The 21,016-nt window shown below is 47.2% G+C and carries 17 protein-coding genes, 10 tRNA genes and 1 pseudogene; 7 read left to right on the forward strand and 21 right to left on the reverse strand.

From position 1 onward, the window contains the following. The first annotated feature begins 167 nt into the window (after positions 1-167). Both ACOMHB_RS14405 and ACOMHB_RS14410 read left to right on the forward strand, forming a co-directional pair. Positions 168-398, forward strand: a complete 231-nt coding sequence (locus ACOMHB_RS14405) for a hypothetical protein (protein ID WP_448217142.1) — start codon at positions 168-170, stop codon at positions 396-398. Between the two features lie 401 nt (positions 399-799). Further along, positions 800-1,993 carry an RtcB family protein gene (locus tag ACOMHB_RS14410; RefSeq protein ID WP_422133852.1) on the forward strand — a complete coding sequence of 398 codons (1,194 nt, stop codon included), beginning with the start codon at positions 800-802 and terminating at the stop codon, positions 1,991-1,993. 317 nt (positions 1,994-2,310) lie between these two features. On the opposite strand, the gene ACOMHB_RS14415 is transcribed toward ACOMHB_RS14410, so the two are convergent. Next, the gene (locus ACOMHB_RS14415) at positions 2,311-2,883 is read right to left on the reverse strand and encodes a cyclin-dependent kinase inhibitor 3 family protein (protein ID WP_448217143.1); all 573 of its coding nucleotides are present in this window, start codon (positions 2,881-2,883) and stop codon (positions 2,311-2,313) included. Between the two features lie 248 nt (positions 2,884-3,131). Here ACOMHB_RS14415 and ACOMHB_RS14420 point away from each other — a divergent pair, with 248 nt between their 5' ends. Beyond that, entirely contained in the window at positions 3,132-4,274 is a 1,143-nt protein-coding gene (locus ACOMHB_RS14420) for a Fic family protein (RefSeq protein WP_448217144.1), read from the forward strand. A gap of 178 nt (positions 4,275-4,452) precedes the next feature. On the opposite strand, the gene ACOMHB_RS14425 is transcribed toward ACOMHB_RS14420, so the two are convergent. After that, positions 4,453-6,471 (reverse strand): alkyl/aryl-sulfatase, encoded by a 2,019-nt coding sequence (locus tag ACOMHB_RS14425; protein ID WP_448217145.1) that lies wholly within the window; start codon positions 6,469-6,471, stop codon positions 4,453-4,455. A 109-nt stretch (positions 6,472-6,580) separates the two neighbouring features. On the opposite strand from ACOMHB_RS14425, the gene ACOMHB_RS14430 reads away from it, so the two are divergent. Both ACOMHB_RS14430 and ACOMHB_RS14435 read left to right on the forward strand, forming a co-directional pair. Next, positions 6,581-7,492: a LysR family transcriptional regulator gene (locus ACOMHB_RS14430; RefSeq protein WP_448217146.1), complete on the forward strand. Its 912-nt coding sequence runs from the start codon at positions 6,581-6,583 to the stop codon at positions 7,490-7,492. A gap of 34 nt (positions 7,493-7,526) precedes the next feature. Beyond that, a complete protein-coding gene (locus tag ACOMHB_RS14435; protein ID WP_448217147.1) occupies positions 7,527-7,739 on the forward strand; it encodes a hypothetical protein in 213 nt (70 codons plus the stop codon). 290 nt (positions 7,740-8,029) lie between these two features. Here ACOMHB_RS14435 and ACOMHB_RS14440 read toward each other — a convergent pair whose 3' ends face one another. The 5 genes from ACOMHB_RS14440 to ACOMHB_RS14460 form a co-directional block, all read right to left on the reverse strand. After that, the gene (locus ACOMHB_RS14440; protein ID WP_448217148.1) at positions 8,030-8,419 is read right to left on the reverse strand and encodes a hypothetical protein; all 390 of its coding nucleotides are present in this window, start codon (positions 8,417-8,419) and stop codon (positions 8,030-8,032) included. Positions 8,420-8,551: 132 nt separating this feature from the next. Then, complete coding sequence (locus ACOMHB_RS14445; RefSeq protein WP_448217149.1) at positions 8,552-9,661, reverse strand: hypothetical protein; 1,110 nt, start codon at positions 9,659-9,661, stop codon at positions 8,552-8,554. Between the two features lie 416 nt (positions 9,662-10,077). Then, complete coding sequence (locus ACOMHB_RS14450; RefSeq protein WP_448217150.1) at positions 10,078-10,371, reverse strand: IS66 family transposase; 294 nt, start codon at positions 10,369-10,371, stop codon at positions 10,078-10,080. After that, the gene (locus tag ACOMHB_RS14455; protein WP_448217151.1) at positions 10,343-11,683 is read right to left on the reverse strand and encodes an ATP-binding protein; all 1,341 of its coding nucleotides are present in this window, start codon (positions 11,681-11,683) and stop codon (positions 10,343-10,345) included. The genes ACOMHB_RS14450 and ACOMHB_RS14455 overlap by 29 nt, the downstream gene beginning before the upstream one ends. Positions 11,684-11,864: 181 nt before the next feature. Further along, complete coding sequence (locus ACOMHB_RS14460; RefSeq protein WP_448217152.1) at positions 11,865-15,407, reverse strand: ankyrin repeat domain-containing protein; 3,543 nt, start codon at positions 15,405-15,407, stop codon at positions 11,865-11,867. 265 nt (positions 15,408-15,672) lie between these two features. Between ACOMHB_RS14460 and ACOMHB_RS14465 the strand changes: the two genes are divergently transcribed. Further along, on the forward strand, positions 15,673-16,050 hold the full coding sequence (locus ACOMHB_RS14465) for a transposase (RefSeq protein ID WP_448217153.1): 378 nt from the start codon (positions 15,673-15,675) through the stop codon (positions 16,048-16,050). A 203-nt stretch (positions 16,051-16,253) separates the two neighbouring features. Here ACOMHB_RS14465 and ACOMHB_RS14470 read toward each other — a convergent pair whose 3' ends face one another. The 3 genes and pseudogenes from ACOMHB_RS14470 to ACOMHB_RS14480 all read right to left on the reverse strand — a co-directional run bounded on the left by ACOMHB_RS14470 (position 16,254) and on the right by ACOMHB_RS14480 (position 18,047). Further along, the gene (locus ACOMHB_RS14470; RefSeq protein ID WP_448217154.1) at positions 16,254-16,421 is read right to left on the reverse strand and encodes a hypothetical protein; all 168 of its coding nucleotides are present in this window, start codon (positions 16,419-16,421) and stop codon (positions 16,254-16,256) included. Between the two features lie 175 nt (positions 16,422-16,596). Continuing rightward, positions 16,597-16,752, reverse strand: a pseudogene (locus ACOMHB_RS14475) (IS21 family transposase); the annotation flags it as partial. 248 nt (positions 16,753-17,000) lie between these two features. Next, complete coding sequence (locus ACOMHB_RS14480; protein ID WP_448217155.1) at positions 17,001-18,047, reverse strand: hypothetical protein; 1,047 nt, start codon at positions 18,045-18,047, stop codon at positions 17,001-17,003. Between the two features lie 95 nt (positions 18,048-18,142). Between ACOMHB_RS14480 and ACOMHB_RS14485 the strand changes: the two genes are divergently transcribed. Continuing rightward, on the forward strand, positions 18,143-18,592 hold the full coding sequence (locus ACOMHB_RS14485; protein WP_448217156.1) for a transposase: 450 nt from the start codon (positions 18,143-18,145) through the stop codon (positions 18,590-18,592). Between the two features lie 490 nt (positions 18,593-19,082). Here ACOMHB_RS14485 and ACOMHB_RS14490 read toward each other — a convergent pair. The 11 genes from ACOMHB_RS14490 to pgsA form a co-directional block, all read right to left on the reverse strand. Further along, positions 19,083-19,170, reverse strand: a tRNA-Leu gene (locus ACOMHB_RS14490). A gap of 63 nt (positions 19,171-19,233) precedes the next feature. Then, positions 19,234-19,307, reverse strand: a tRNA-Cys gene (locus tag ACOMHB_RS14495). Positions 19,308-19,406: 99 nt separating this feature from the next. Next, positions 19,407-19,482 (reverse strand) — tRNA-Gly (locus ACOMHB_RS14500). Positions 19,483-19,516: 34 nt separating this feature from the next. After that, positions 19,517-19,599: transfer RNA gene (locus ACOMHB_RS14505), tRNA-Gly, on the reverse strand. A gap of 34 nt (positions 19,600-19,633) precedes the next feature. After that, positions 19,634-19,716, reverse strand: a tRNA-Gly gene (locus ACOMHB_RS14510). A gap of 34 nt (positions 19,717-19,750) precedes the next feature. Beyond that, positions 19,751-19,833: transfer RNA gene (locus ACOMHB_RS14515), tRNA-Gly, on the reverse strand. Between the two features lie 34 nt (positions 19,834-19,867). Then, positions 19,868-19,950: transfer RNA gene (locus ACOMHB_RS14520), tRNA-Gly, on the reverse strand. Positions 19,951-19,984: 34 nt separating this feature from the next. Next, positions 19,985-20,067 (reverse strand) — tRNA-Gly (locus ACOMHB_RS14525). A 34-nt stretch (positions 20,068-20,101) separates the two neighbouring features. Beyond that, positions 20,102-20,183: transfer RNA gene (locus ACOMHB_RS14530), tRNA-Gly, on the reverse strand. 34 nt (positions 20,184-20,217) lie between these two features. Further along, positions 20,218-20,300 (reverse strand) — tRNA-Gly (locus ACOMHB_RS14535). A gap of 103 nt (positions 20,301-20,403) precedes the next feature. After that, positions 20,404-20,970, reverse strand: coding sequence for a CDP-diacylglycerol--glycerol-3-phosphate 3-phosphatidyltransferase (gene pgsA, locus ACOMHB_RS14540; RefSeq protein ID WP_448217157.1), 567 nt, complete (start codon positions 20,968-20,970; stop codon positions 20,404-20,406). Positions 20,971-21,016: the final 46 nt, after the last annotated feature.

Raw genomic sequence — 21,016 nt, forward strand, 5'->3', positions numbered from 1 at the left:
TTTCAATAAGTGAGAGCAGATAAAAAGAGACTGTTTTGGCTCGCTGCAGCAAAAAATGGAAGAACCCATTTTCCAGAAGGTGATGCTAGTGTTTTCGTGGCTCAGCTTAAAAAAGAGAAACCGGCATTACTGATGCAGCTCTGTATACTTGGCGCAAACAGACAAAAGTGCAAGGTATACTCGTGCCCGGTGATGGTAAGAAACCATCGGCTCTGTTAGTTCTGACAAACAAGGCAAAGGGAACTTGTACTGTGAAGGCCCACGCCAGGCTCAACCTGTCGATAAACAGGGTTCAGCGCTGGCAAAAAATGAAGAACAGGTACGGGAAGATAAACGTCAAAGGGAAGGTAACCTGTCCTGTCGTCACAGAAACACTGGAGAACTTGAGGATAGCTTAAAATTAAACCTTTACATATCAGTGCCTTATTTTTTTTCAGCTCATAATGAACTTATTGGCACGGCATTTGGTCTAACCATTCAGTACATCTGAAACAATCAATGAGCAAGCCATCAACTTTCAGGGAGCGCAATATGAGAGATGAGATTTTAGAACGTATTAAAGACCACAACGTCATTATTCACTATACCATTGAATCCGGGAGCTGCGCCTGGGGAGTAGCGAAACGAAAACCATTCAGGCTATGCTGGGACTGAATGAATTCATGGAGTCACAACTCTCTGCGCTGGAAGCCTTCAAGGGCAGCCAGCAAACGACTGTGGGATCATTTGAGACCATCAATCACCTGCTCCATAAAATTTTGGACCATACCGCTGAAAAAAATAAGAGAGGTGCAACATCATGCCAGTGATTACTTTGCTAGAGGGAACCGATAGCCAAAAGCCAGTTAAGATTTGGACGGATGAGGTCAGCCCACAGGCACTTGAACAGATGCGTAAAGTCGCCAGCCTGCCCTTTATTCACAAACATGTGGCTGGCATGCCTGACATCCATCTGGGCAAAGGTGCAACAATAGGATCGGTTATTGCTACCACAGAAGCCATTATTCCTGCCGCAGTTGGCGTCGATATAGGCTGTGGCATGAATGCGGTTCAGTTATCACTGAAAGCCTCTGATCTGCCGGACAACCTTCTGGCCATCCGGCATGATATTGAAAAGGCTATTCCCCTTGGAGCCGGCGGACAGCATAAAGAAGCGCAAATAGCCGGAGATTCATCTGTTGCTCATGGCTTGCAACGTATTCTGGAAAAGCATCCGGATATTGTTCGTAGAGGCAATCGGGACAAGTTTGTTCGTCAGATGGGCAGTCTGGGTTCTGGCAATCACTTTATTGAACTGTGCCTGGATGAACACGACAACGTATGGGTAATGTTGCATTCCGGAAGCCGGGGTATCGGTAACCAGATAGGTCAGTACTTTATTCATCTGGCTCGAAAAGACATGGAAAGGCAGCAGATTCATCTGCCCGACAGAGACCTCGGCTACTTGAAGGAAGGCTCGGACCACTTTGATGATTACGTTGAAGCCGTGGCATGGGCACAAAACTACGCCCTGCTGAACCGGGAACACATGATGAACAGTATTCTCAACGTATTGCACCAGCATCTGAAACCGTTCACCGTCATCAATGAAGCTATTAACTGCCACCACAACTTTGTTGAGCAGGAGCTGCATGATGGCCAGCAAGTCTGGGTAACTCGTAAAGGAGCCATCCGGGCCAGAAACAACGAACTGGGCATTATACCCGGCTCTATGGGAGCCAGGTCTTACATTATCCGTGGCAGAGGCAATCCCGAAGCATTTTGCAGCTGCGCTCACGGAGCTGGACGGAGCATGTCCCGTACCGCTGCCAAAAAAACCTTCTCTGTTCGTGATCTTGAAGATCAGACACAGGGCATAGAGTGCAGAAAGGACAAAGGCGTACTGGATGAAATTCCCGCCGCTTACAAAAATATCGATAAGGTCATGAGCCTGCAGAACGATCTGGTTGAGGTCGTGTGCACACTGCGACAGATCGTTAATGTGAAAGGCTAGCAGCCTGTCGGACTTAAGCGTCCGTAGCGAGGATTGCAAGAAATTGAGGATAAAAATCTCTGTTTCTGAGGAGAATAGCGAGCTATTTGACGAAGAAACAGAGATTTTTAGACCAATTTATTGCAACCGCACGACTGCATGGATGCAGGAGCTAGAGCAACGCAGGAGCAGTTGCCGCGAGTACCTGAACAATAAGTCAGAAAATATGATTTCGTATGGTTGAGTACTTATAACCGTAAAGATAAACATCGTGGTCGCAGCGATATCAGGCTGCATCAGAAAGCATTGAATAAAACAGTGTTTTCTTGTGCGGCTTGTTAAACTTTTTTTGCTTTAGTGTTGACAGAGTGATTGCCCGAGGGCATAGACCGCACGTAATCTTCCTGTTCCCTGGTTTCTATGGCTCCGATCCGGGCTTCCCGTACACTTGAAATAGCCTCATCAGATGATGCACCATAGGCCATCAGCAGTCTGGCAACCAACATCCCGGTGCGCCCAAGCCCTCCACGACAATGAACCAATACTTTCTTCCCCTGGTCCAGGTAACGATAAATCGTATTAACAGACTGCTGCCACTGCTGTTCAAACCGGGCATCAGGAATGGAGAAATCTTTTATCGGCAAATGCAGCCACTGCATACCTGCTTTGTTAACTTCATCTTCAAGCTCATTGATACCCAGCATGTGGAACTCATGTTCTTCAATCAGAGAGATCACCAGCACTGCGCCCCATTTTTTTATAGTGGTAATGTCTTTAGCCAGATCCCGGCTCCAGTCCTCTCCAAACATTGACTGCCCCTTTTTACCGGGTGCAACGGCCATGCCCAGAATTCCACCTCCGGGAATAGAAACGCTATCAATGTGTAAAGGATTCGATTGTGATGCTCGCATTCAAATGATTCCCGGACTGTATTCTGAGTTAATAATCGATCTTCCCATAGTTTCTGACAGGATTGTTCAGTATATCCGAACAATCCGTTTTTGCAGATTTACGGAATTAGTTGTGAGTGATGTTGGGTTCAGTAGTTTTGATTGTACCCTGTAATCTTGTTGTTTGAGCCAATTAATACTATTATTTAGCTCATAATTTGAGCCATTTAAGATTTACAATCGGCTCACTATATTGGGTGAATCCGTAAATGACTGATTATTCACCAACGCTGTGGATCTGGCAAAACAAAGACTGGCCCCAGTTTTACTGGCAAGAAGAGGCTGTATTACCTCTGCTCAGAGAAGTTCGCTTCAGCTTGGGAGTCCTGCTAGGAAAAGCCAGCACTACCCAGAATGATACAGCAGGAGCCTCTGCACTGGACACCCTGCTGGAAAACATCATCACCTCTTCTGCCATCGAAGGTGAACGCCTTAATGCCCAGTCTGTCCGGTCATCACTGGCGCAGCGCCTGAATCTCGAAGGTACTGATGACGCTGCCTACCCGACTTCCGAGCGAACCGAAGGCTTGGCAGAAATGATGCTGGATGCGATCTCTAACCTGAATGCCCCACTCAGCCTGAATCGTCTTTTCCAATGGCACCGCTGGCTGTTTACCAATACGGAGTTTACCCTTCATAAGGTTCAGGCAGGTCAGTTAAGGGGCGATGAACCCATGCAGGTGGTGTCCGGACGTATTGATCGGCCCACCGTTCATTTTGAAGCACCGCCAAGAAGTGTATTGGTGTCAGAGCTGGAGCGATTCTTTGACTGGTTTAACCAGAGCGGAAACGATCCAAAGTGCGATCCCCTGCTTCGTGCTGCCATCAGTCATTTCTGGTTTGTGACACTGCATCCTTTTGATGATGGTAATGGGCGATTAACCCGGGCTATTACCGACCTGGCCCTGGCACAAGCCGATGCCCAAAGCATCAGGCTCTATGCTATGTCCAGCGCGATTCTGGATAATCGCAAAGCGTATTATCAGATTCTGGAGCAATCCCAGCGTGGGGAGCTGGACATCACCCACTGGCTGCTCTGGTTTTTGCAGATGCTCGATGAAACGATCAAAGCCTCGTTGAGAAAGATTGATCGTACACTACACAAAACGCGGTTCTGGCAGGCATTTCATGATACGGGGCTTTCTGATGAGCAAATTAAAGTGCTTAACCGGCTGCTCGACGGTGGCGAGAAAGGGTTTGAATCCGGGATCAGTGCATCGCAATACCAGAAGGTGGCAAAAGTCAGCAAGGCTACAGCTACACGACATTTGTGTTATTTATTAAACAAAGGATGTATTGAGAAATTGCCGGGTGGTGGGCGCAGTACCCGGTATCAGATCGCTCGTAAATGATCAGACGCTACATATCAACTACCGCCACGACAGTCACATGTCATAGTCAATGGCGCCTGCAAATGCGTGTGGAGGAATTTTTTTCACTAAAAGATCCGGATAAAGTTTGTAAATAGAAAAAAAGGTTGAGATGACTACTGTCGTTCATCCCAACCAAAAAATCATTCAAAGAAAGTCATTAGCTGGCAGGCATTGGAATGATCTCAAACATTCCGTCAAAGTCATCCAGAGTTGCTGACAGCTTTTCTATCAGCTCTGCGTTGCCTTTGATCTCAGCATCACCTGACTTCAGGAGGGTTGTCAGGGAAGTTTGACCCAGCGCCATTTTTGTCAGGTCAGTTTTTTGAATGACCAGTTCAACATCAGTCTCCGGCAGTGTTTCCACTTCTATATTACTCATATTGGCGTTTGTAACTTCACCAAAAAAGCGCTGCTCCAAGTCCGGGTGATAAAGGCCAAAACTAAAGTCTAAACCCGCCTGCTCCGCTTTTTCGGCATTGAGGCGAACCGCCAGAAAGTCAAGAAACATGCCTGTTGGCGTATTAGCAATAACATCGGCAGAGGCCAGCTTAATGGATGGTTTGATCTCTCCGGTTCTTAACTCCACTGCACCTTGCAGGTAGGAGTTGCGCCACGCCATGGTTTCTGACTGATAACCCTGTTGCTCAAAGCTGTCAGCCAGTGCATAGCGATAATGCAGATTATCCGGGTGACATTGCACCAGATCGTTGAACAGCTGGGATGCTTCTTGATATTGCCCGTTATTGAAGTGTGAAACTCCTGCGCTATAAAGTGCTTCTGCACCCGCTGCATCCACATAAACACAGGACTTGTCTCTGGTTTCAAGCGGGTTGGTGTTTACCGGGTTCATATCGTGATAACCAAGATATAAATTGACCACCGCGCGAGCGTTGTGACTGTATGAACCGTGGTAGCCATTGGTGTGCCAGGTCTGCTTTTGAACCTCTGGCACCAGCTTCTCAATTTCACGACCTACGTCGTTAATAGTGGTGCCATGGTTGGCCAGGCGCATGGCCTGATTGTGAATAAAGCCATAGTTATCCCGCTGCAGGGTCATATACTCGGCAATTTCGTTGTTTTCAGTGGCGGGATCATTCCAGACTGGTGCCGAGTGTGCAGCGTGAATACTGTCAACCATTCCGGAATCCACAAAACGCATTTTCAGTTCAGTCAGATACTTGGTCCAGACCAGAGCATCACGAACTTTTGCTCCCCGGAAAGTGTAGATGTTATGCATGCCGTCATAAGTGAGCTCAGCGGTATTGAGTGAGCGGTATTGCGGAACATAGAGCACCATTTCCGCAGGTGCTTCAGCGCCCGGCATATTTATGGCATGAAACTCCAGGCCATCAATATTAATCACTTTTTCACGTGACGTAATTTCTGTCGTAGGCGCCACAAGAGTGACCTCGCCCCTTGACGTACCCAACCCCAGAGCATTGTCAACGATGCCTTTGGTACTATTGGTTAACGTTGTTCCATACTGATAGTTTGCCCGGCGGCCCATAGCAGTACCGGCGATGACGTTTTCGTCAGCCAGCTCTTTGATGAAATCTTTTGGCGCGTAGATTTGCGCGCCTTCGGCGAAGTTGCCGGACTCATAGACACCCCTGGAACCACCAAAGTGATCAGCATGCATATGGGAGTAAATCATCCCGGTAATTTTATGCTCACCATTGATTTCAGGCAGGTGTGTTTTGGCAAAATCCCAGGCAGCTGCAGCCGCTTCCCGAGACAACAACGGATCATGAATGACATAGCCGTTTTTGGATCGATAAATGGTCATATTGGATAGATCAGCCCCGCGAATCTGATAGACACCATCCGTCACCTGATACAAGCCACCCGCCGTATAATTCAGCATACCCTGACGCCAGATAGACGAATTCACCGTGGCAGGTATTTCGTCAATCGACATATCCGTCATGTACTGAAAACGTTTTTTCAGCTCTCCCGCAGCATGATTGCCAAATTCTGCGATCAGCCCTTTGCGAGTACGTTCAAAAGCGGATACATCTTTCCATGGCAGGTTTTTTGCCAGATTCTGGTTTGCCTGTTCAGTATGGGCAGTGGCAGGTTTGCCCTGATAGTCCTCGAGGCTGGTATATTCAGCACTTGCATTAAACGACGCAAGAATAGCAAGGGTAATAGCTGATAGAGTCTGTGTCGGTTTCATAGTGGTCCTTATTCACAGTTGAACTGAAGACTCGATCACTTTAATGGCTAAATTCATAATGATAAATTTACGATTTTTTAGTTTAATCATCACTGCTGGTTATATATTGATGAAAGCATCAAAGTTCGACCTTAATCTCCTGCGAGTTTTTCTGGCGGTCTATCGCTACCAATCAATCACAGTGGCGGCTGAGGTTATGGAGCTAACCCAGCCCGGCGTCAGTGGCGCATTAAAGAGAATGCAAAACCAATTGGGAGATACCCTGTTTGTTCGTGATGGCCGAGGCATTGCGCCAACGGATTTTGCCCACGAAATAGCCCGCCAGATTGAGCCCGCCCTGGAAACTATAAACAATACTCTCATTGATATGCAGGGACTCAGCCATCATGGAAAGCGCCGGTTCATCGTGTATACCCCAGAGCCCGTAATGCTGGTACTGCTCCCCAAGATTGAAGCTGACTCAACATTGGAAAACCGGGAAATAGTGCTTTTCCCAACACCGACCACTGAGGAAGAGTTACTTGATAAGCTCAATTTACGGCAAGCGGATTTAGCAATAGATTTTGCTCATGTCTCCACCTTATCTTATTTTTCCCAGCCTTTGTTTACTGACCAGATCTGCCTGATTGCCAGCCAATCCCACCCCAGAATCCAGGGAAGCGTTACAGCTGAGCAGTTTTATCAGGAAAAACATATAACGTTGAAACTAAGGCGTGAAAATACATTTTTGGCAGACTCTTTTACGCAAGAGCCCCTGCAACCAAGGAAGGTTATGGCTGAGTGCGACTCCCTGCTTGCGTTAATGGCTCTGGTAGCCAGTAGTGAAAGTATTGGCACTATGAGCAGCAGTCTGGCAAAGGTGTTTTCTCAACAATTTGGTTTACAGATCATGAAAATACCGTTTCGTTCTTTGCCCATTAACTACAAATTGCTAGCCCATAGCCGGGTCCGCAATAGCAAAACCAACTGCTGGTTGCGCAGTAAAATTCTGTCTTATGTCACAGAGTTAAGGGGTGAATAGAAAAGGGCGGGCAGATCATTCCTGAAAAAGCTCCTTGACGACACGATTCTGGATGGACTTCTTTGCTGTCTTCCAGAACTCAAGTGCTCAGGAGGGTGTCAAAAAAGTAGCAAGCAAAGCTGCTGATGAGCAGGCAATTCCCCACACCGCAGGTAAATCACGCAGGGATATGACAGAAGCAAGCATTCAACAGACCTGTCCCAGGTACTTTCATACTCTTTTTAATGCAGCTGGTGAAGGCACCTGACCACTTTCAGCATAAATTAGCCGGATCGAACCAGGTTGGCCGTAGAAATTCAGGTATAACCACAGATGATGAAAACCGGACAGGTTTGAGAAACTACAACTAATGGACAAAGGGGGAGCAAAGGACTTGCTTGCAAGATGCATGCAAGGAAGGCCAACAACAGGCTGACGCCATTTCGAAGCTTCTCTGGAAACGTCAATCGCAAGATTGGCGTTTTTTTTCGTCTGGTTGTACCTTTAACAACGCACTTCAGCAATGCGCCAGCCAAAAGTTCTTATCGTGTCAGATCATCACCGCAGCACCCACATTTTAGCCCTGCGCCCCGGTATGTATAGCCTGTGCCATTGGCTGTTTACTATGAATGTGTCAGCAGGTTCGATGACATCAAAGTAAGTTTGATGCCAGAAGAATTTGTGCTCCTCCTTATTTACCCAATACTCCTGGCCATGTTCACACTTGTTGATACCAACCACCGCAGCGGCGTCAGGCTCACCTCGGCTAAAAAGAAGAAAACAATCACCCTGCCCTATTATTCTCATTGGTAGCCCCTGGTTGGTTCTGTGAACTTCGAGCAACAGATTCTTGGCATCTTCATCCTTAATTCGCGTAAGCCCCCCAAGCTCGTTGAAGGTCTTACGCGAATGAAGATGAGAGCCGGTTACAGCAACGCTCGTCAGCAAACAGCGCCATGAATATCACGTTTTCCTGACAAGCCCTGGCAATCCGGGGACTGGAAGTTATGCTGTGGAATAGGCGAACAGAACCGCCTTTAATAACATGGCAGGGTCATCAGCTGGGCACCTGCCGCCGAACTACAAACTCTGATAATTTGCCCTGTGGTAGAGTTTGTAAATCAGGTAGCCCACAGAAGCAATCACACCAATTAAAACAAACGCTGCAACTTCTCCAGCTATTCCTTCTCCGATGGAGTCAGCAGGTTTTTTGCCAGAATGCTTTGGATCAGGTTTACCTTTACAACCAGGCATACAGCCTTTGGGTCTGCAAATCACAGATTTGCTGCCGGTCAACGACGAATTAGACCACGTATACTGGGCTGAACAAGATTTGCATGTAATAAAATCACCCTTCCTCTCATAATCCATTTCATCAGAATTAAAAGCGTACGAAGAGTTGAATGTACACTGTTCTTTTGACTCGGGGTTAACGCATGACCCATTTACATCAAGACCTGCAACACCTTCTGGTGATATAACTTCACTACAATTGTACATCCCCCTTTCTCGGCAATGAAAATAGTAAGTATCGTTAGCCCTTGGACATCTGGGGTCATAGTCTTTTGCAGAAGCGTTTAATAAGTAGGATGACCTGATGCAGGTATCGCTTACCACTACGCAGAACAGCTGGTTTCTTAGTCTAACCGGAGCCCCATCAGGGATACTGATATCCGATGGCAGCTTGATCATTGTTTGCACTCCGGAATTTTGCTGGCTATCAAAGATAAAATAATGCTTTGTAACATTCATCTCTTCATCGCCTTGTAGCATGTAATAAGCCGTTAGCTCAATTCCATTTGTAACATTAACGGTACTCAATACAGGCGATTGATAGGGCAAGTTATCAGCATAAAGATCTATAGACAGGAGACCTGCTGTAGCCGACCGATTATGTGAAGTTTGAATATGGCCAAGCTTCACACCGCCGGGACTCAGTACATTTATGTCAACGGCTTGCATGAATAGCGCGAGTATTTGCTTGGCGCAGGATGGCGAGGTAAAAATATGCTTTTTTGAAACCCGCACCCCAATACAAGGTTGAGCCTTTTCTGCAATGTAAATCCGGGGTTGAAAGTAAACAAGATTTTCGAAAGCGTTGCCCTGCGTATTTTCTTCGGCAAAGCTTTGAGCAGATAAAATTAGCAATAACAAACAATAGAAAAATGTTTTGTAGTTGTGCAGTCTCATAATAAATAACCTCTGATGAATTAACACTTACGCCGCCTGCTTATTTACAGCGGGTAGCGCTGCCGTAGCAGTTAGACTCGGAAAAACCTTCAGGCAGTAAAAAATACTGAAGCAGGTATGTACCAAGGCAATTGTTTTCATGATATTCATACACACAGCAGGCTTTAGAAGACCTGAGAGATACGATAGAAGCGACGATGCAGTATAGCTTGTAGCGCTCGGTCTGGACTGAAAACCTGAGCAAGCTTCAAGGCATAAAATCCTACGTTTCAGACCTGGAAAAAAATATCAGTTCGAAACGTAGAGTTGAACAGAAGTAAGCGAACAGACTCCCTCCAGGAGGCCGACCGAACAGATAAAAACATCAGACACCTGACCGGAAAGACACCTGAAAGTGATCTAGCAGCCTGTCGGTCTTAAGACTGTCCTACTGCGGTTGCAATAAATTGGTCTAAAAGAATGTTTTCCTGCCGGTATAGTGGCAGGGCATCGCAGTATTTGGAGACGATGATCCAGGCCAGTGTGCTGATGGAGAGGGAGGACTTGGGTAGCGGGTGTTTTGGCAGTTTAGCTGCTTTAATGACCTGCTTTGTCTGTCCGTGGTCATCGATTTGTGGGAAAACCGCTTTCTCTTGCAGGATTTCTTTTACCTGAACTTTGGCCGGTACAATGTCCAGCTCTTCACGGACTTTGACAAAGTAAAGTATCAATATCGTCCAGAGAAAAGCCCCTGTACTCAATTTCATACCCCTTCAGTTGCTGCACCAACTTGGTGGCTTTTTCCTGTAAATGCGTTTTTCGGATATTTTTCGGGTTACGCTTGATTTCAGCAATCAGGACTTTTTTATCCAGTTCATTGACCGCGACAAGATCAATTTCATTCTGGTTCCCTCTCTCCCAGTAACTGCCGACGATATTGTACTCGCCAGTTTCCGCAATCACTTCCCTGACGATTTCTTCCAGCCAGTGACCACTCCAGGTCGGGTAATCACGCTCAATGACTTTATGGATAAACGGAAAGTTGCCAATCTCCACTGCGCTACGGTGTTTATAAATAAAGCGAAACCAAAAGGCCAGGAAAGCATCGGCAATACGATATTTAACCAACCGGGTTCCCGGTTTAGACAACACTGGTCGGTTTCGGCTGATGATATCAAATTCATTTTCCAGGCGATCAAGCTGTGGCCCCACGGAAATACCCAGCAAAGATTCTATTTCAGGTCGGCTCGTACTCCCGGAAGCAATAGCAGCCAGTATGGAAAAATAGGTACCATGTTCAGGTCCGAACTCTTCAGCCAGACGATAATGCCCTTCCTCAATGACCAGACTGTGTGCGTTAATCAGCTGCGACCAAAGGTCGGTTGCAGGATCAATGTTAAACAGCCACTCCAGATATTTAGGAACACCGCCACTGAGCATGTACCACTGCAGAAGTTTTTCAGGTGCAAACTCCTGTCGGTCATTCAGCATCTGGGCGATATAGCGACAACGCAACGGCTGAAGGTTGATGCGATGATCGGCACGACCAAACAAGGGCTCTCGTCCATCCTGAAACAACCGGGTCATAAGGCTGTATAAAGAGCCACAGCAGACCAGGTGCATACGACTCTGTTGTCTGTATCGATCCCATAAATCCTGAAGTTCGGAAAAAAACGCCCGATTAACCCGCTGGATATCCTGAAATTCATCCAGTATGACGGTAACCGGCGTTGTGATGCTGAACTGCAACAGGATTTCCATGACTTCCCGAAGGCGTGCAGGCTGACCAAATATGGGAATATTTAAGACCGTTCTGATTTGCTCGACAAACTCCTCGCAAAGCAATGACTCCTGCTTTCTGGATACGAACAGATAGATAGTGGCTGCAGAAGTATTGCTCTGAGGAAAGGTTTTATTTAACAGCGCTGTTTTACCGACCCGGCGCCTTCCTACTACAGTTGTCAGGTGGGCCGTTCCTTTAGAGGCTAGTTCACTCCACTCACGGAGCTGTTCAAGCTCATCTTCTCGATTATAGAACATCATCAAAAGTTACCGTAATAATTATTACAGTAACTATATCACAAAAACGGTCCTCTCCATACAAATATGCTCTGCGCAAACATCGAGCTATAAGTACTCAGCTACCTTCAGTGTCGATGGCCGCTATGTGATGACCGCCAGCCTGGATAGCAAAGCGAAAATCCATGGCAAAAAGAACGAAGGGTCATGGCCCTGCTGTGTCGGGAGTGTTGCCCAGGTTTGCTTCTGCCTTCTCAAGCATCAATATCAGCTGCTCACGTTTTTTCCTCCTGGCCAGTTCCAGAGGTGTCTGGCCATGGCAATCCCTGGCATGGATATCAGCGCCGCTGTCGATCAGGACAGACAGAGACCGAATGGCATTTAACATGACAGCATGATGCAGCACCGTCCGGCCCATGCTGCTGGTAGCATCGATATTTGCCCCGTTATGGATCAGGAATTGTGCAGTCTTTGCCAAGTCCAGCTTCATGGCCATGTGCAGCGGGGTCAAGCCTTCAGGTGAAGCGATATTAACATCTGCCCCGCTGTTAATCAGGACTTGAGCACAGCCGATTCGGCTACACTGGGCCGCGTGATGCAAGAGCGATCCCCCTCCATTTAACTCATTGACGGAAATACCGGACTTTGTCTGCTTATCAATCAACAGTTCCAGGCAGGCAGAATGACCATGTCGGGCAGCGTAGAACCCGGGCAAACATCCACCGCTATCCGTGGCACTGATATTGGCATTGTTATCGATCAGGACTTGCACACACTGCACGTGACCGTTCATGACGGCCAGGTGCAGGGGAGTCAGGCCCCGTGCATTCCTGATATTAATATCTGCTTTATAAGCCAAAAGGAGTTGAACACACTCCAACTGGCCACATTGTGCGGCCAAATGCAGAGGGCTCCAACCCCTGTTACTCCTGAAATTAATATGCACATGGTCTTTAGCATTCAACAGCACAGCCATACAACGAACCCTGCCAAACTGGGCAGCGATGTGCAGGGGGGTACGGCCTGCCTCATCCACGGGATTGATGTTCACCCTTTTGTCCATCATCAGTAACCGAAGACATTCACTTTGATCATTTTTGCTGGCAAAATGCATGGGCGTCCATCCCCCTCCTCGTTGGGAGCCAACGATCAGCGCCTGGTGTTCAAGCAAGACTTTCAGACACTTTACACTCCCTTCCCGGGCAGCAATATGCAGGGGCGTCAAACCATAAAGGGTCCTGGCATTGATATCAGCCCCTTGCCTGATCAAGGCCAGCAGATACTCCACGCTGTCGAACATGAGGGTACAATGGAGGGGGGTATTATTGCCCTCTGTGAGGGCCTGGATGTTGGCACCATACTTGAGCAGGATATCCACGGAGTTTCGCTGGGGAGTTAAGGTGGCTCTGTGCAGAGCAGTCATACCGTCATAGGTGGCCGCATCGACCTCATGCCCGGCGCCAAGCAAAAGTTCCACACATTCAACATGTCCATTATCTGCGGCACTGTGCAGGGGTGACCAGCCAGAGTCTGTGGTGGCTTCAATAAACCCGGCACCATGAGCGAGTAAAAGCTGTACACACTCCGGATACCCTTGACGGGCAGCGTTGCTCAGTGGCGACAAGTTTCTGTTGTTTCTGCAATTGACGTTTGCCTGTCGGTGCAGCAGCCACTCCACGCACCGGGCGTTGCCAGCCAGGGCTGCCATATGCAGGGGCGTAGAGCCGCCGTTGTCCGTGGCATCCAGCAGGCTGGCATTGTGCTTGAGCAACAGTTCCAGAAAGTCCATACGGCCAGTAAAGGCGGCAACGTGCAGGGCTGTCCAGCCATTGTCGTCTTTGGCATCGACAGCTAACCCTCTGTCAAGCAGTACTTGCAGGAAATTCATGGGGCCACTTCGGGTGAGAACATGCAAGAGCGTCTTGCCCCTGTCCAGCAGGGCATTCACATCGGCTCCGTGATCCAGCAGGATTTGAGCACACTTGCCATGACCATTCAGAACGGCAAGGTGCAGTGCCGTATGGTGGTGATCACAGGTGGCATCTATATCCTCTTCATGCCTCACCCAACTCCTCTCCCCATGTTTCTCTCTGGGCCCGATGAAGAGCAGGGCTGCCACACACGCATCGTGCCCCATCATAGCTGCGAGATGCAGGGGGGTGGTTTCAAAATGGTCAATTTCATTGCCAATCGCCTTGAATTCAAGAAAACGTTCCACGCAGTTCACCTGACCATGCTGGGCAGCGCTGTGCAGGGGCGACCTGCCCATACTGTCCCGGATATTGATATTGGCACCATTGCAGACCAATGTCCTGACACACTGCTCCTGGCCAAATTCGGCAGCAAAATGCAGGGGCGTCGCGCCTGAAGATGAGACGGCATTGACATTAGAGTGATGGTCAATAAGCATCTGTACACACGCCTCATTGCCGACCTGGACAGCGATATGCAGCAGCGTGACATGGCCACCGTAAAACGCTGAGTAGAAGCTTTGACCGGCCAGCGCGGGTTCCCGGTCAAGCAAGTCAGACAGCGCCTCAATATTTCCGGAACGACAGCATTGCAGGGGCAGGAGTTCATCGCCAGAAGTGGCCTGGTCATACAGTGGCTCAGCTGCAGCCTCATCTTCACCTTCATCTGACAGTTCCATATCTACCCCGGTGGCACGCTGCACAGCACACTGGAGTCCCCGTTGCTCACCTTTTGGTATCGTTTCTGCACCCTGGCGAGTAAGCATTAAAGTACCTCCTGCAGAACCATCATCAGCAGAAACGGTATTTGCACCGCCCCTCCAGACAGGTACACCCCGTTGCGAGGCAGATGGTTTTTGAACAGGCAGAACGGCTACCAGTGCAGGGAAACGTTCCAGGACAGCATTGATCTCGTCATTTCTGTTTCCTTGATGCCCACTTCTAATTTGATTGGCAATCATATAACCCAGTGCTGTTACTGCGTTTTCAGACTCTGTCAACACCGCCGAAGCTCCCCCGGTTGCACCTTCAGTGGTTTGGAGCGCATTGCCTATTTCTCTTTGCTTTTCGGCTACCAAATAATTGTAAAGTTTTTTCAGCTTTAGCGATTGATCTTTCTTGCAAAATCTTTTCATAAACTCATCTTTCCCAGCAAGGTTGTCAGGAAACATTGCGTGCAACAAAAAATAAAAAGTGGTTGCTGTGGGCGATTTCTCGGCCAAAAACCTCAGCAGAATCATAGTGTCATTGATATCTTCAGTATCTGGGTAGTTGTTATAATTGATATAGGCCGTCACTTCCAGAAAAGCTGGCGTTAACGGATAATCCAGAAAGTCAGAGCGTAACGCTTTGTTGTCGTTTATTCCCGGTAGTCCATAATTTGTCGATAAGAGTGTCTTTCCCTGATCGCCAAGACCTGAAAGAGAAAAAATAGCCTGACCCGGAGTCAGGCTGCCTGAATAGTATTCTTGCTGACTGCCCTTTTGATTTAAACCAGTCGGCCATTCTTTTGCCGTTATAGTAATACCTGAAAAATGCTGCCCTGTTTTTTTAATATCAGTTGAAGCATCAACAGGCGCAAAAAAAACCTTCTTCTTTTTTGCCAGATGCTGCAAATCAATAGGTATCTGATTATCTGAAATATCAGTCACAACCAGGGACTGGTGAGCATCTGCCCGAAGTCTGATGATATTTTTCTTGTTAATGTCAGAAATAAGGAGTACCGAGCCTTTTTGGGAATCAAAAAATGGAGTAAAACCATGGATCGATAAAATCATATCCGCCTCAACAATAATGAAACCGTCACCGAGAACTATAGATAATGGCCCAGGCGGAGCATTTGGGAGAGTAGCTCCTTTAACCGTTCCAGTGGTAATCAAAATAGAAATTAACAATGTCTGCATCAAACTTTTTTCCACTGAAAAACCTCACTTAACATATAAATTTGAGCACACCTGAATATCCAAATCCCCCCTGTGCCAGCATAGTTGTCGCCTCTCCTGAATTTAGAAACCTAAACAGGGGGCGGGCACTGAGTGATCAATGGCTCGCTATTCAGAAGAGTTCAAAGAGTCCATCATTCAGATGATGATGCCCCCCAATAATAATGTGCCAGTTTCTCAGCTACGTGATACTGGTATCCCCGATGTGACTCTGTACACTTGGCGAAAGAAAGCTTTATCTCAAGGAATACCTGTGCCAGGCAACGGAAAAAATCCAGATCAGTGGACACCGGAAAACCAATTAGCCGTGATCATTGAAACGGCGGCGTTAAATAAAGCAGAAATGGCCGAATACTGTCGTAAGAAAGGCCTTTTTGCTGAACAAATACAGCAATGGAAAGCAGCCTTTATCAGTGGCGTTTCGGCCAAACCTGTCAATCCTGGCTATTCCAGAGCATTCGGCCACTCAATCCGGTAGCATCCGGCCACCTCCCTCATCGGAGCGCAGCGACGCATCGGAATGGAGCTTAGGACTTATATTTGGATCTTGCCAGTTTAGTCTCTTCCAATATGAAATGAGCCTGAAGGGGAGCCCAGTTTCCAACATGGCTGTTAGCTTGAGAGTCTGAAGCTTTTCCAGGGCAGGATTGAGTAACATGATTCTTATCCCTTTATTAACTGTTATTGGTAGTAGTCTGAGCCGCGCAGGTTCTCATGGTCATCCGGCAGCACTTCGTCAGGCTCCAGCTCTGGCAACGACTGTTGATCCAGATTATTTTTCAGGATGGGCCCAATGCTTCGGTAGGAGTAGGTATCTGTATACAGTGCACGACGGCAGGCGTTTTCCAACCGGTCATGACCATAGCCTTAACCTAACCTCATGATGCCGAGGCAACTGCAGTAACTTTGCTCTGGATGTCGACGGGTTGAGAGGATGCGACGGATGACTGCTTCTGTTTCCGGACCTGTCCTTGCCGCCCAGTTTTGCAGTCGCTCAGGCGTCCATTCGGCATACTTTCGGTAGTGGCCAAGTCAACCCCGACACGGCAAAACGTCCCAGATAGTCACTTACGGTTGCTCGGGAAATATTACAGCTGTTAGCGATTTTTCGCTCGCTGAGGTGGTGCTCGAATTTGAGTCTGAGTACTTCACGAATCTTGCGCATGGGCAGTCTCTTCATGATGCTATCCGCTCGTCCTTGAGGAGGTCTCAAGTTTGAGGGGAGCGGTGAAAAATGGGACTGCGCCACTGGTCAGAAAAGGGGTGGCCGGATGTTACCGGAATTGGTGGCCGAATGGCTCTGGAATACCCAGAAATGCAATAAGGCAAGAGTTATAAGATTTTTAAATACTTTATATTTTTAGCTACGTGATCCGTATGGCCGGTGTTGTGGGAGGAGCAGAGTTGTGAGACTCTGCCCTATTCCGATTAGGCATCTAATTCAGGCTGGAATACTTCTTTGAGTTTCTTTTCACCTTGCTCAAACAATAGATGGTAGTTAGAGCAAAACTTTTCTTCATTAGGCTCAAGAAGCACTTCTACAGATGGTGCAATACCCTTTTTCCAAGCTGGCAAGTCAATACCGTGGAGCCGACACAATGTATTTGTTAACATCTCTGCTATTCCCCCAGAGCCTCTCCAGGTTGGAGCAAGGTGAACGTACCACCAGTGTATTCTTGGAATAACACTTAGATCACCGCTTATAGCTTTATCTATTAAATTTCTTACATGCTCTAGCACGATGGGTATTTGTTCCCTACCAGTGTGCAGCCAAAGACCAGACTCTTGATTATCTCCAATATAATTATCATCGTACGCTCCAAACCATCTTTCGCTTTCACATCTTCTATTGTCAGATTCTCTAGGGCAAAAAACATACTGCGTTAATGGAATTGGCGTATCATCTATGTGGCCATGAACCAAGCCATATCTCAATTCACCTGTAGCACCACCGCCATAAAAATGTTTTCTTGCCCAAAATAATCCGTCGTCACTGATCGAATTGATAAAGTGTTTTTTGTCATATGGAATCTTTACAGCCCGTTCCAGTGCATAGCCATATGCCTTACTTCTACGGTTTATTCTTGTATAACACGATTTATTATTAAATAAAGCATCCCCTGTATTTAAATCTCTACGCAAACCAAATCGGTTGAATTTCGCATTATTTCTTTTGAGCGCTATATGTTTTCTTGTTTTTTCAAAATGCTCAATAATGTTTGATGATTTCAGGTCATTTTTTTTAATACTATCCACTGCGTTTGTTACTGCATTTTCAAATTCAAGATCCCAAATTTTCGGATCGCCATAATTAAGCCACTCAACCCCTCTTTGTGCTATGTGCTTTCCTTCTGGTGTAGCACTTTCAAATTCAGGTATTTTTCTTGCTGTAGTATCTTGTATACTTTGAGCTTTTTCTTGATCAATATTAGAGTGTTTGCCAAGTAAGCTAGAGCTGGTGGTTACTGGATTCATGTATTTTAGTCCTCTTAGTCGTCCTTTAGTCCTTTAGTCCTTTAGTCCTTTAGTTCTTTATTAAGTTCAATATTGTTACTGACAGAGATGTAAGGATGCCTAACAAAAACTATTTGGTTCTGGACGTCTATAGCCGCATGATTGAGAGTTGGGAAGTCCATCAGAGTGAGTCCTCTGATCTGTCTGCTCAGATGATCCGCAAAGCTTTCATGCATCAAAAGATCAGCCTTCAGGAACAACCGCTGGTCCTGCACTCGGATAATGGTAGTCTGATGAAGGGGGCGACCATACTGAGTACTCTTCAGCAGCTGGGTGCACAGACATCGTTCAGCAGGCCTCGTGTGAGTAACGATAACTCAAACCCGGAATCAGACTTCAGAATCATGAAATACCGACCCGGGTACCCGAATCACTTCTCCAGTCTGGAGTCAGCCAGAGAGTGGGTGTATGGGTTCGTAAACTGGTACAACATGGAGCATAAGCACAGTGGCATCAAGTTACGACAGACACACAAGGAAGGCTCAAAAAAAGGGTCTGAATCGTGAAAGAGTTTACCGTAAAGCAAAAGAGCAACACCCTGAGCGTTGCTGAAGTCGTATAACCAGAAACTGGAAATTACCGCTAGCAGCCTGTCGGACTTAAGCGTCCGTAGCGAGGATTGCAAGAAATTGAGGATAAAAATCTCTGTTTCTGAGGAGAATAGCGAGCTATTTGACGAAGAAACAGAGATTTTTAGACCAATTTATTGCAACCGCAGTAGGACAGTCTTAAGTCCGACAGGCTGCTAGAGGTATGGCTTAACCCTGAGCGATCAGAGAATCAGCAGCATTGTGATTTAGCTGCATAAGTTGAGGCGACATCTTTGTTGACAAACACCGCCCTCCATATTTGGGTGTCCTAATTTCTCTAATCATTAAAAGAAATGGTTATATAGGGAGGATTGAGCGCAAGACTTTGGCGCAGTAATCGTATAGTGAAAAAACGTGAGAAACAGGCACAAAAAAAGCCTCCCATTTCTGGAAGACTTTTTGGAGTTGGTGCCCGGAGCCGGGATCGAACCGGCACGATCTTAACGATCGGCAGATTTTAAGTCTGCTGTGTCTACCAATTTCACCACCCGGGCTAAATGAATAGCTTATCTATTCAAGCCGAAAAAAAACAGGCTAGTTACCTGTTTTTTTGAATTTGGAGGCGAGTACCGGAGTCGAACCGGTCTAAATGGAGTTGCAGTCCACTGCATAACCGCTTTGCTAACTCGCCTTTTATCTCTTGAGAGACTGGATCGGGAACGGGTTTCGCCACTGCCATGTATAGACGAACCCAACCTTTCTCAGCTCGCAGACTTATCTGTAATTGAACTGGAGCGGGAAACGAGACTCGAACTCGCGACCCCAACCTTGGCAAGGTTGTGCTCTACCAACTGAGCTATTCCCGCAATGAAGATTATTCAGGACTTCTTCAAAGTCCGGAGCAGGAAACGAGACTCACTCTTTAACTCTGAGGCGACCCCAACCTTGGCAAGGTTGTGCTCTACCAACTGAGCTATTCCCGCAATGAAGATTATTCAAGACTTCTTCAAAGTCCGGAGCAGGAAACGAGACTCACTCTTTAACTCTGAGGCGACCCCAACCTTGGCAAGGTTGTGCTCTACCAACTGAGCTATTCCCGCAATGAAGATTATTCAGGACTTCTTCAAAGTCCGGAGCAGGAAACGAGACTCACTCTTTAACTCTGAGGCGACCCCAACCTTGGCAAGGTTGTGCTCTACCAACTGAGCTATTCCCGCAATGAAGATTATTCAGGACTTCTTCAAAGTCCGGAGCAGGAAACGAGACTCACTCTTTAACTCTGAGGCGACCCCAACCTTGGCAAGGTTGTGCTCTACCAACTGAGCTATTCCCGCAATGAAGATTATTCAGGACTTCTTCAAAGTCCGGAGCAGGAAACGAGACTCACTCTTTAACTCTGAGGCGACCCCAACCTTGGCAAGGTTGTGCTCTACCAACTGAGCTATTCCCGCAGTGAAGATAATTCAGGACTTCTTCAAAGTCCGGAGCAGGAAACGAGACTCACTCTTTAACTCTGAGGCGACCCCAACCTTGGCAAGGTTGTGCTCTACCAACTGAGCTTTCCCGCAATGAAGATTATTCAGGACTTCTTCAAAGTCCGGAGCAGGAAACGAGACTCACTCTTTAACTCTGAGGCGACCCCAACCTTGGCAAGGTTGTGCTCTACCAACTGAGCTATTCCCGCATTTGTATTCGTCAGTGCTTGAAGCGTTTGGGCTTCGTCTCCGTCGAAGATGCTGCGTAGTTTAAGAATATTTCGTCTGCTGTCAATAGATTGGAGCAACGAATTAGCTTTCAGCCCTAGAGAATGGTGTCAGATCAGGCCATGCCGCATGAAGGTATACGTACATGGACCAGAGTGTGAGGATCGCAGAAATGTAAAGCAGTGCCAGACCAATATAACCAATCATGGATTCCAGGGGAGCAGGTGCAAGCAGTAACAAGGTAATCGCCATCATTTGCCCGGCCGTTTTAAATTTTCCGATCATATTCACCGCCACACTGGTACGCTTTCCTATTTCGGCCATCCATTCACGCAGAGCAGAAATAACGATTTCCCGACCAATAATGATAACAGCGGGTATGGTCATCCAGGCTGCCCTGAATTCGTCGACCAACAGACACAACGCTGTTGCAACCATGATTTTGTCTGCTACTGGATCAAAAAAAGCCCCGAAGGGGGTGGTCTGATTCCAGCGCCTGGCAAGATATCCGTCAAACCAGTCAGTGATAGCAGCTGCTGCAAAGATGCCTGCACAAAGGGTGTAACGCATCTCTATGGGCAGGTAGAAAATCAAGACCAGAAAAGGAACCAGAACAACGCGTAGCATTGTCAGAGTATTTGGAATATTCATAGCAACAGATAACTAACCATGATGTGAAAACAGTGCTGAGATCTTT

The organism is Endozoicomonas sp. 2B-B (assembly GCF_053470045.1).

Bases quoted from the DNA above. Each gene is read 5' to 3' on its own strand.
- ACOMHB_RS14410 (WP_422133852.1), top strand. From the start codon at position 800: ATGCCAGTGATTACTTTGCTAGAGGGAACCGATAGCCAAAAGCCAGTT.
- ACOMHB_RS14415 (WP_448217143.1), bottom strand. From the start codon at position 2,883: ATGCGAGCATCACAATCGAATCCTTTACACATTGATAGCGTTTCTATT.
- ACOMHB_RS14420 (WP_448217144.1), top strand. From the start codon at position 3,132: ATGACTGATTATTCACCAACGCTGTGGATCTGGCAAAACAAAGACTGG.
- ACOMHB_RS14425 (WP_448217145.1), bottom strand. From the start codon at position 6,471: ATGAAACCGACACAGACTCTATCAGCTATTACCCTTGCTATTCTTGCG.
- ACOMHB_RS14430 (WP_448217146.1), top strand. From the start codon at position 6,581: ATGAAAGCATCAAAGTTCGACCTTAATCTCCTGCGAGTTTTTCTGGCG.
- ACOMHB_RS14445 (WP_448217149.1), bottom strand. From the start codon at position 9,661: ATGAGACTGCACAACTACAAAACATTTTTCTATTGTTTGTTATTGCTA.
- ACOMHB_RS14455 (WP_448217151.1), bottom strand. From the start codon at position 11,683: ATGATGTTCTATAATCGAGAAGATGAGCTTGAACAGCTCCGTGAGTGG.
- ACOMHB_RS14460 (WP_448217152.1), bottom strand. From the start codon at position 15,407: ATGATTTTATCGATCCATGGTTTTACTCCATTTTTTGATTCCCAAAAA.
- ACOMHB_RS14465 (WP_448217153.1), top strand. From the start codon at position 15,673: ATGGCTCGCTATTCAGAAGAGTTCAAAGAGTCCATCATTCAGATGATG.
- ACOMHB_RS14480 (WP_448217155.1), bottom strand. From the start codon at position 18,047: ATGAATCCAGTAACCACCAGCTCTAGCTTACTTGGCAAACACTCTAAT.
- ACOMHB_RS14485 (WP_448217156.1), top strand. From the start codon at position 18,143: ATGCCTAACAAAAACTATTTGGTTCTGGACGTCTATAGCCGCATGATT.
- pgsA (WP_448217157.1), bottom strand. From the start codon at position 20,970: ATGAATATTCCAAATACTCTGACAATGCTACGCGTTGTTCTGGTTCCT.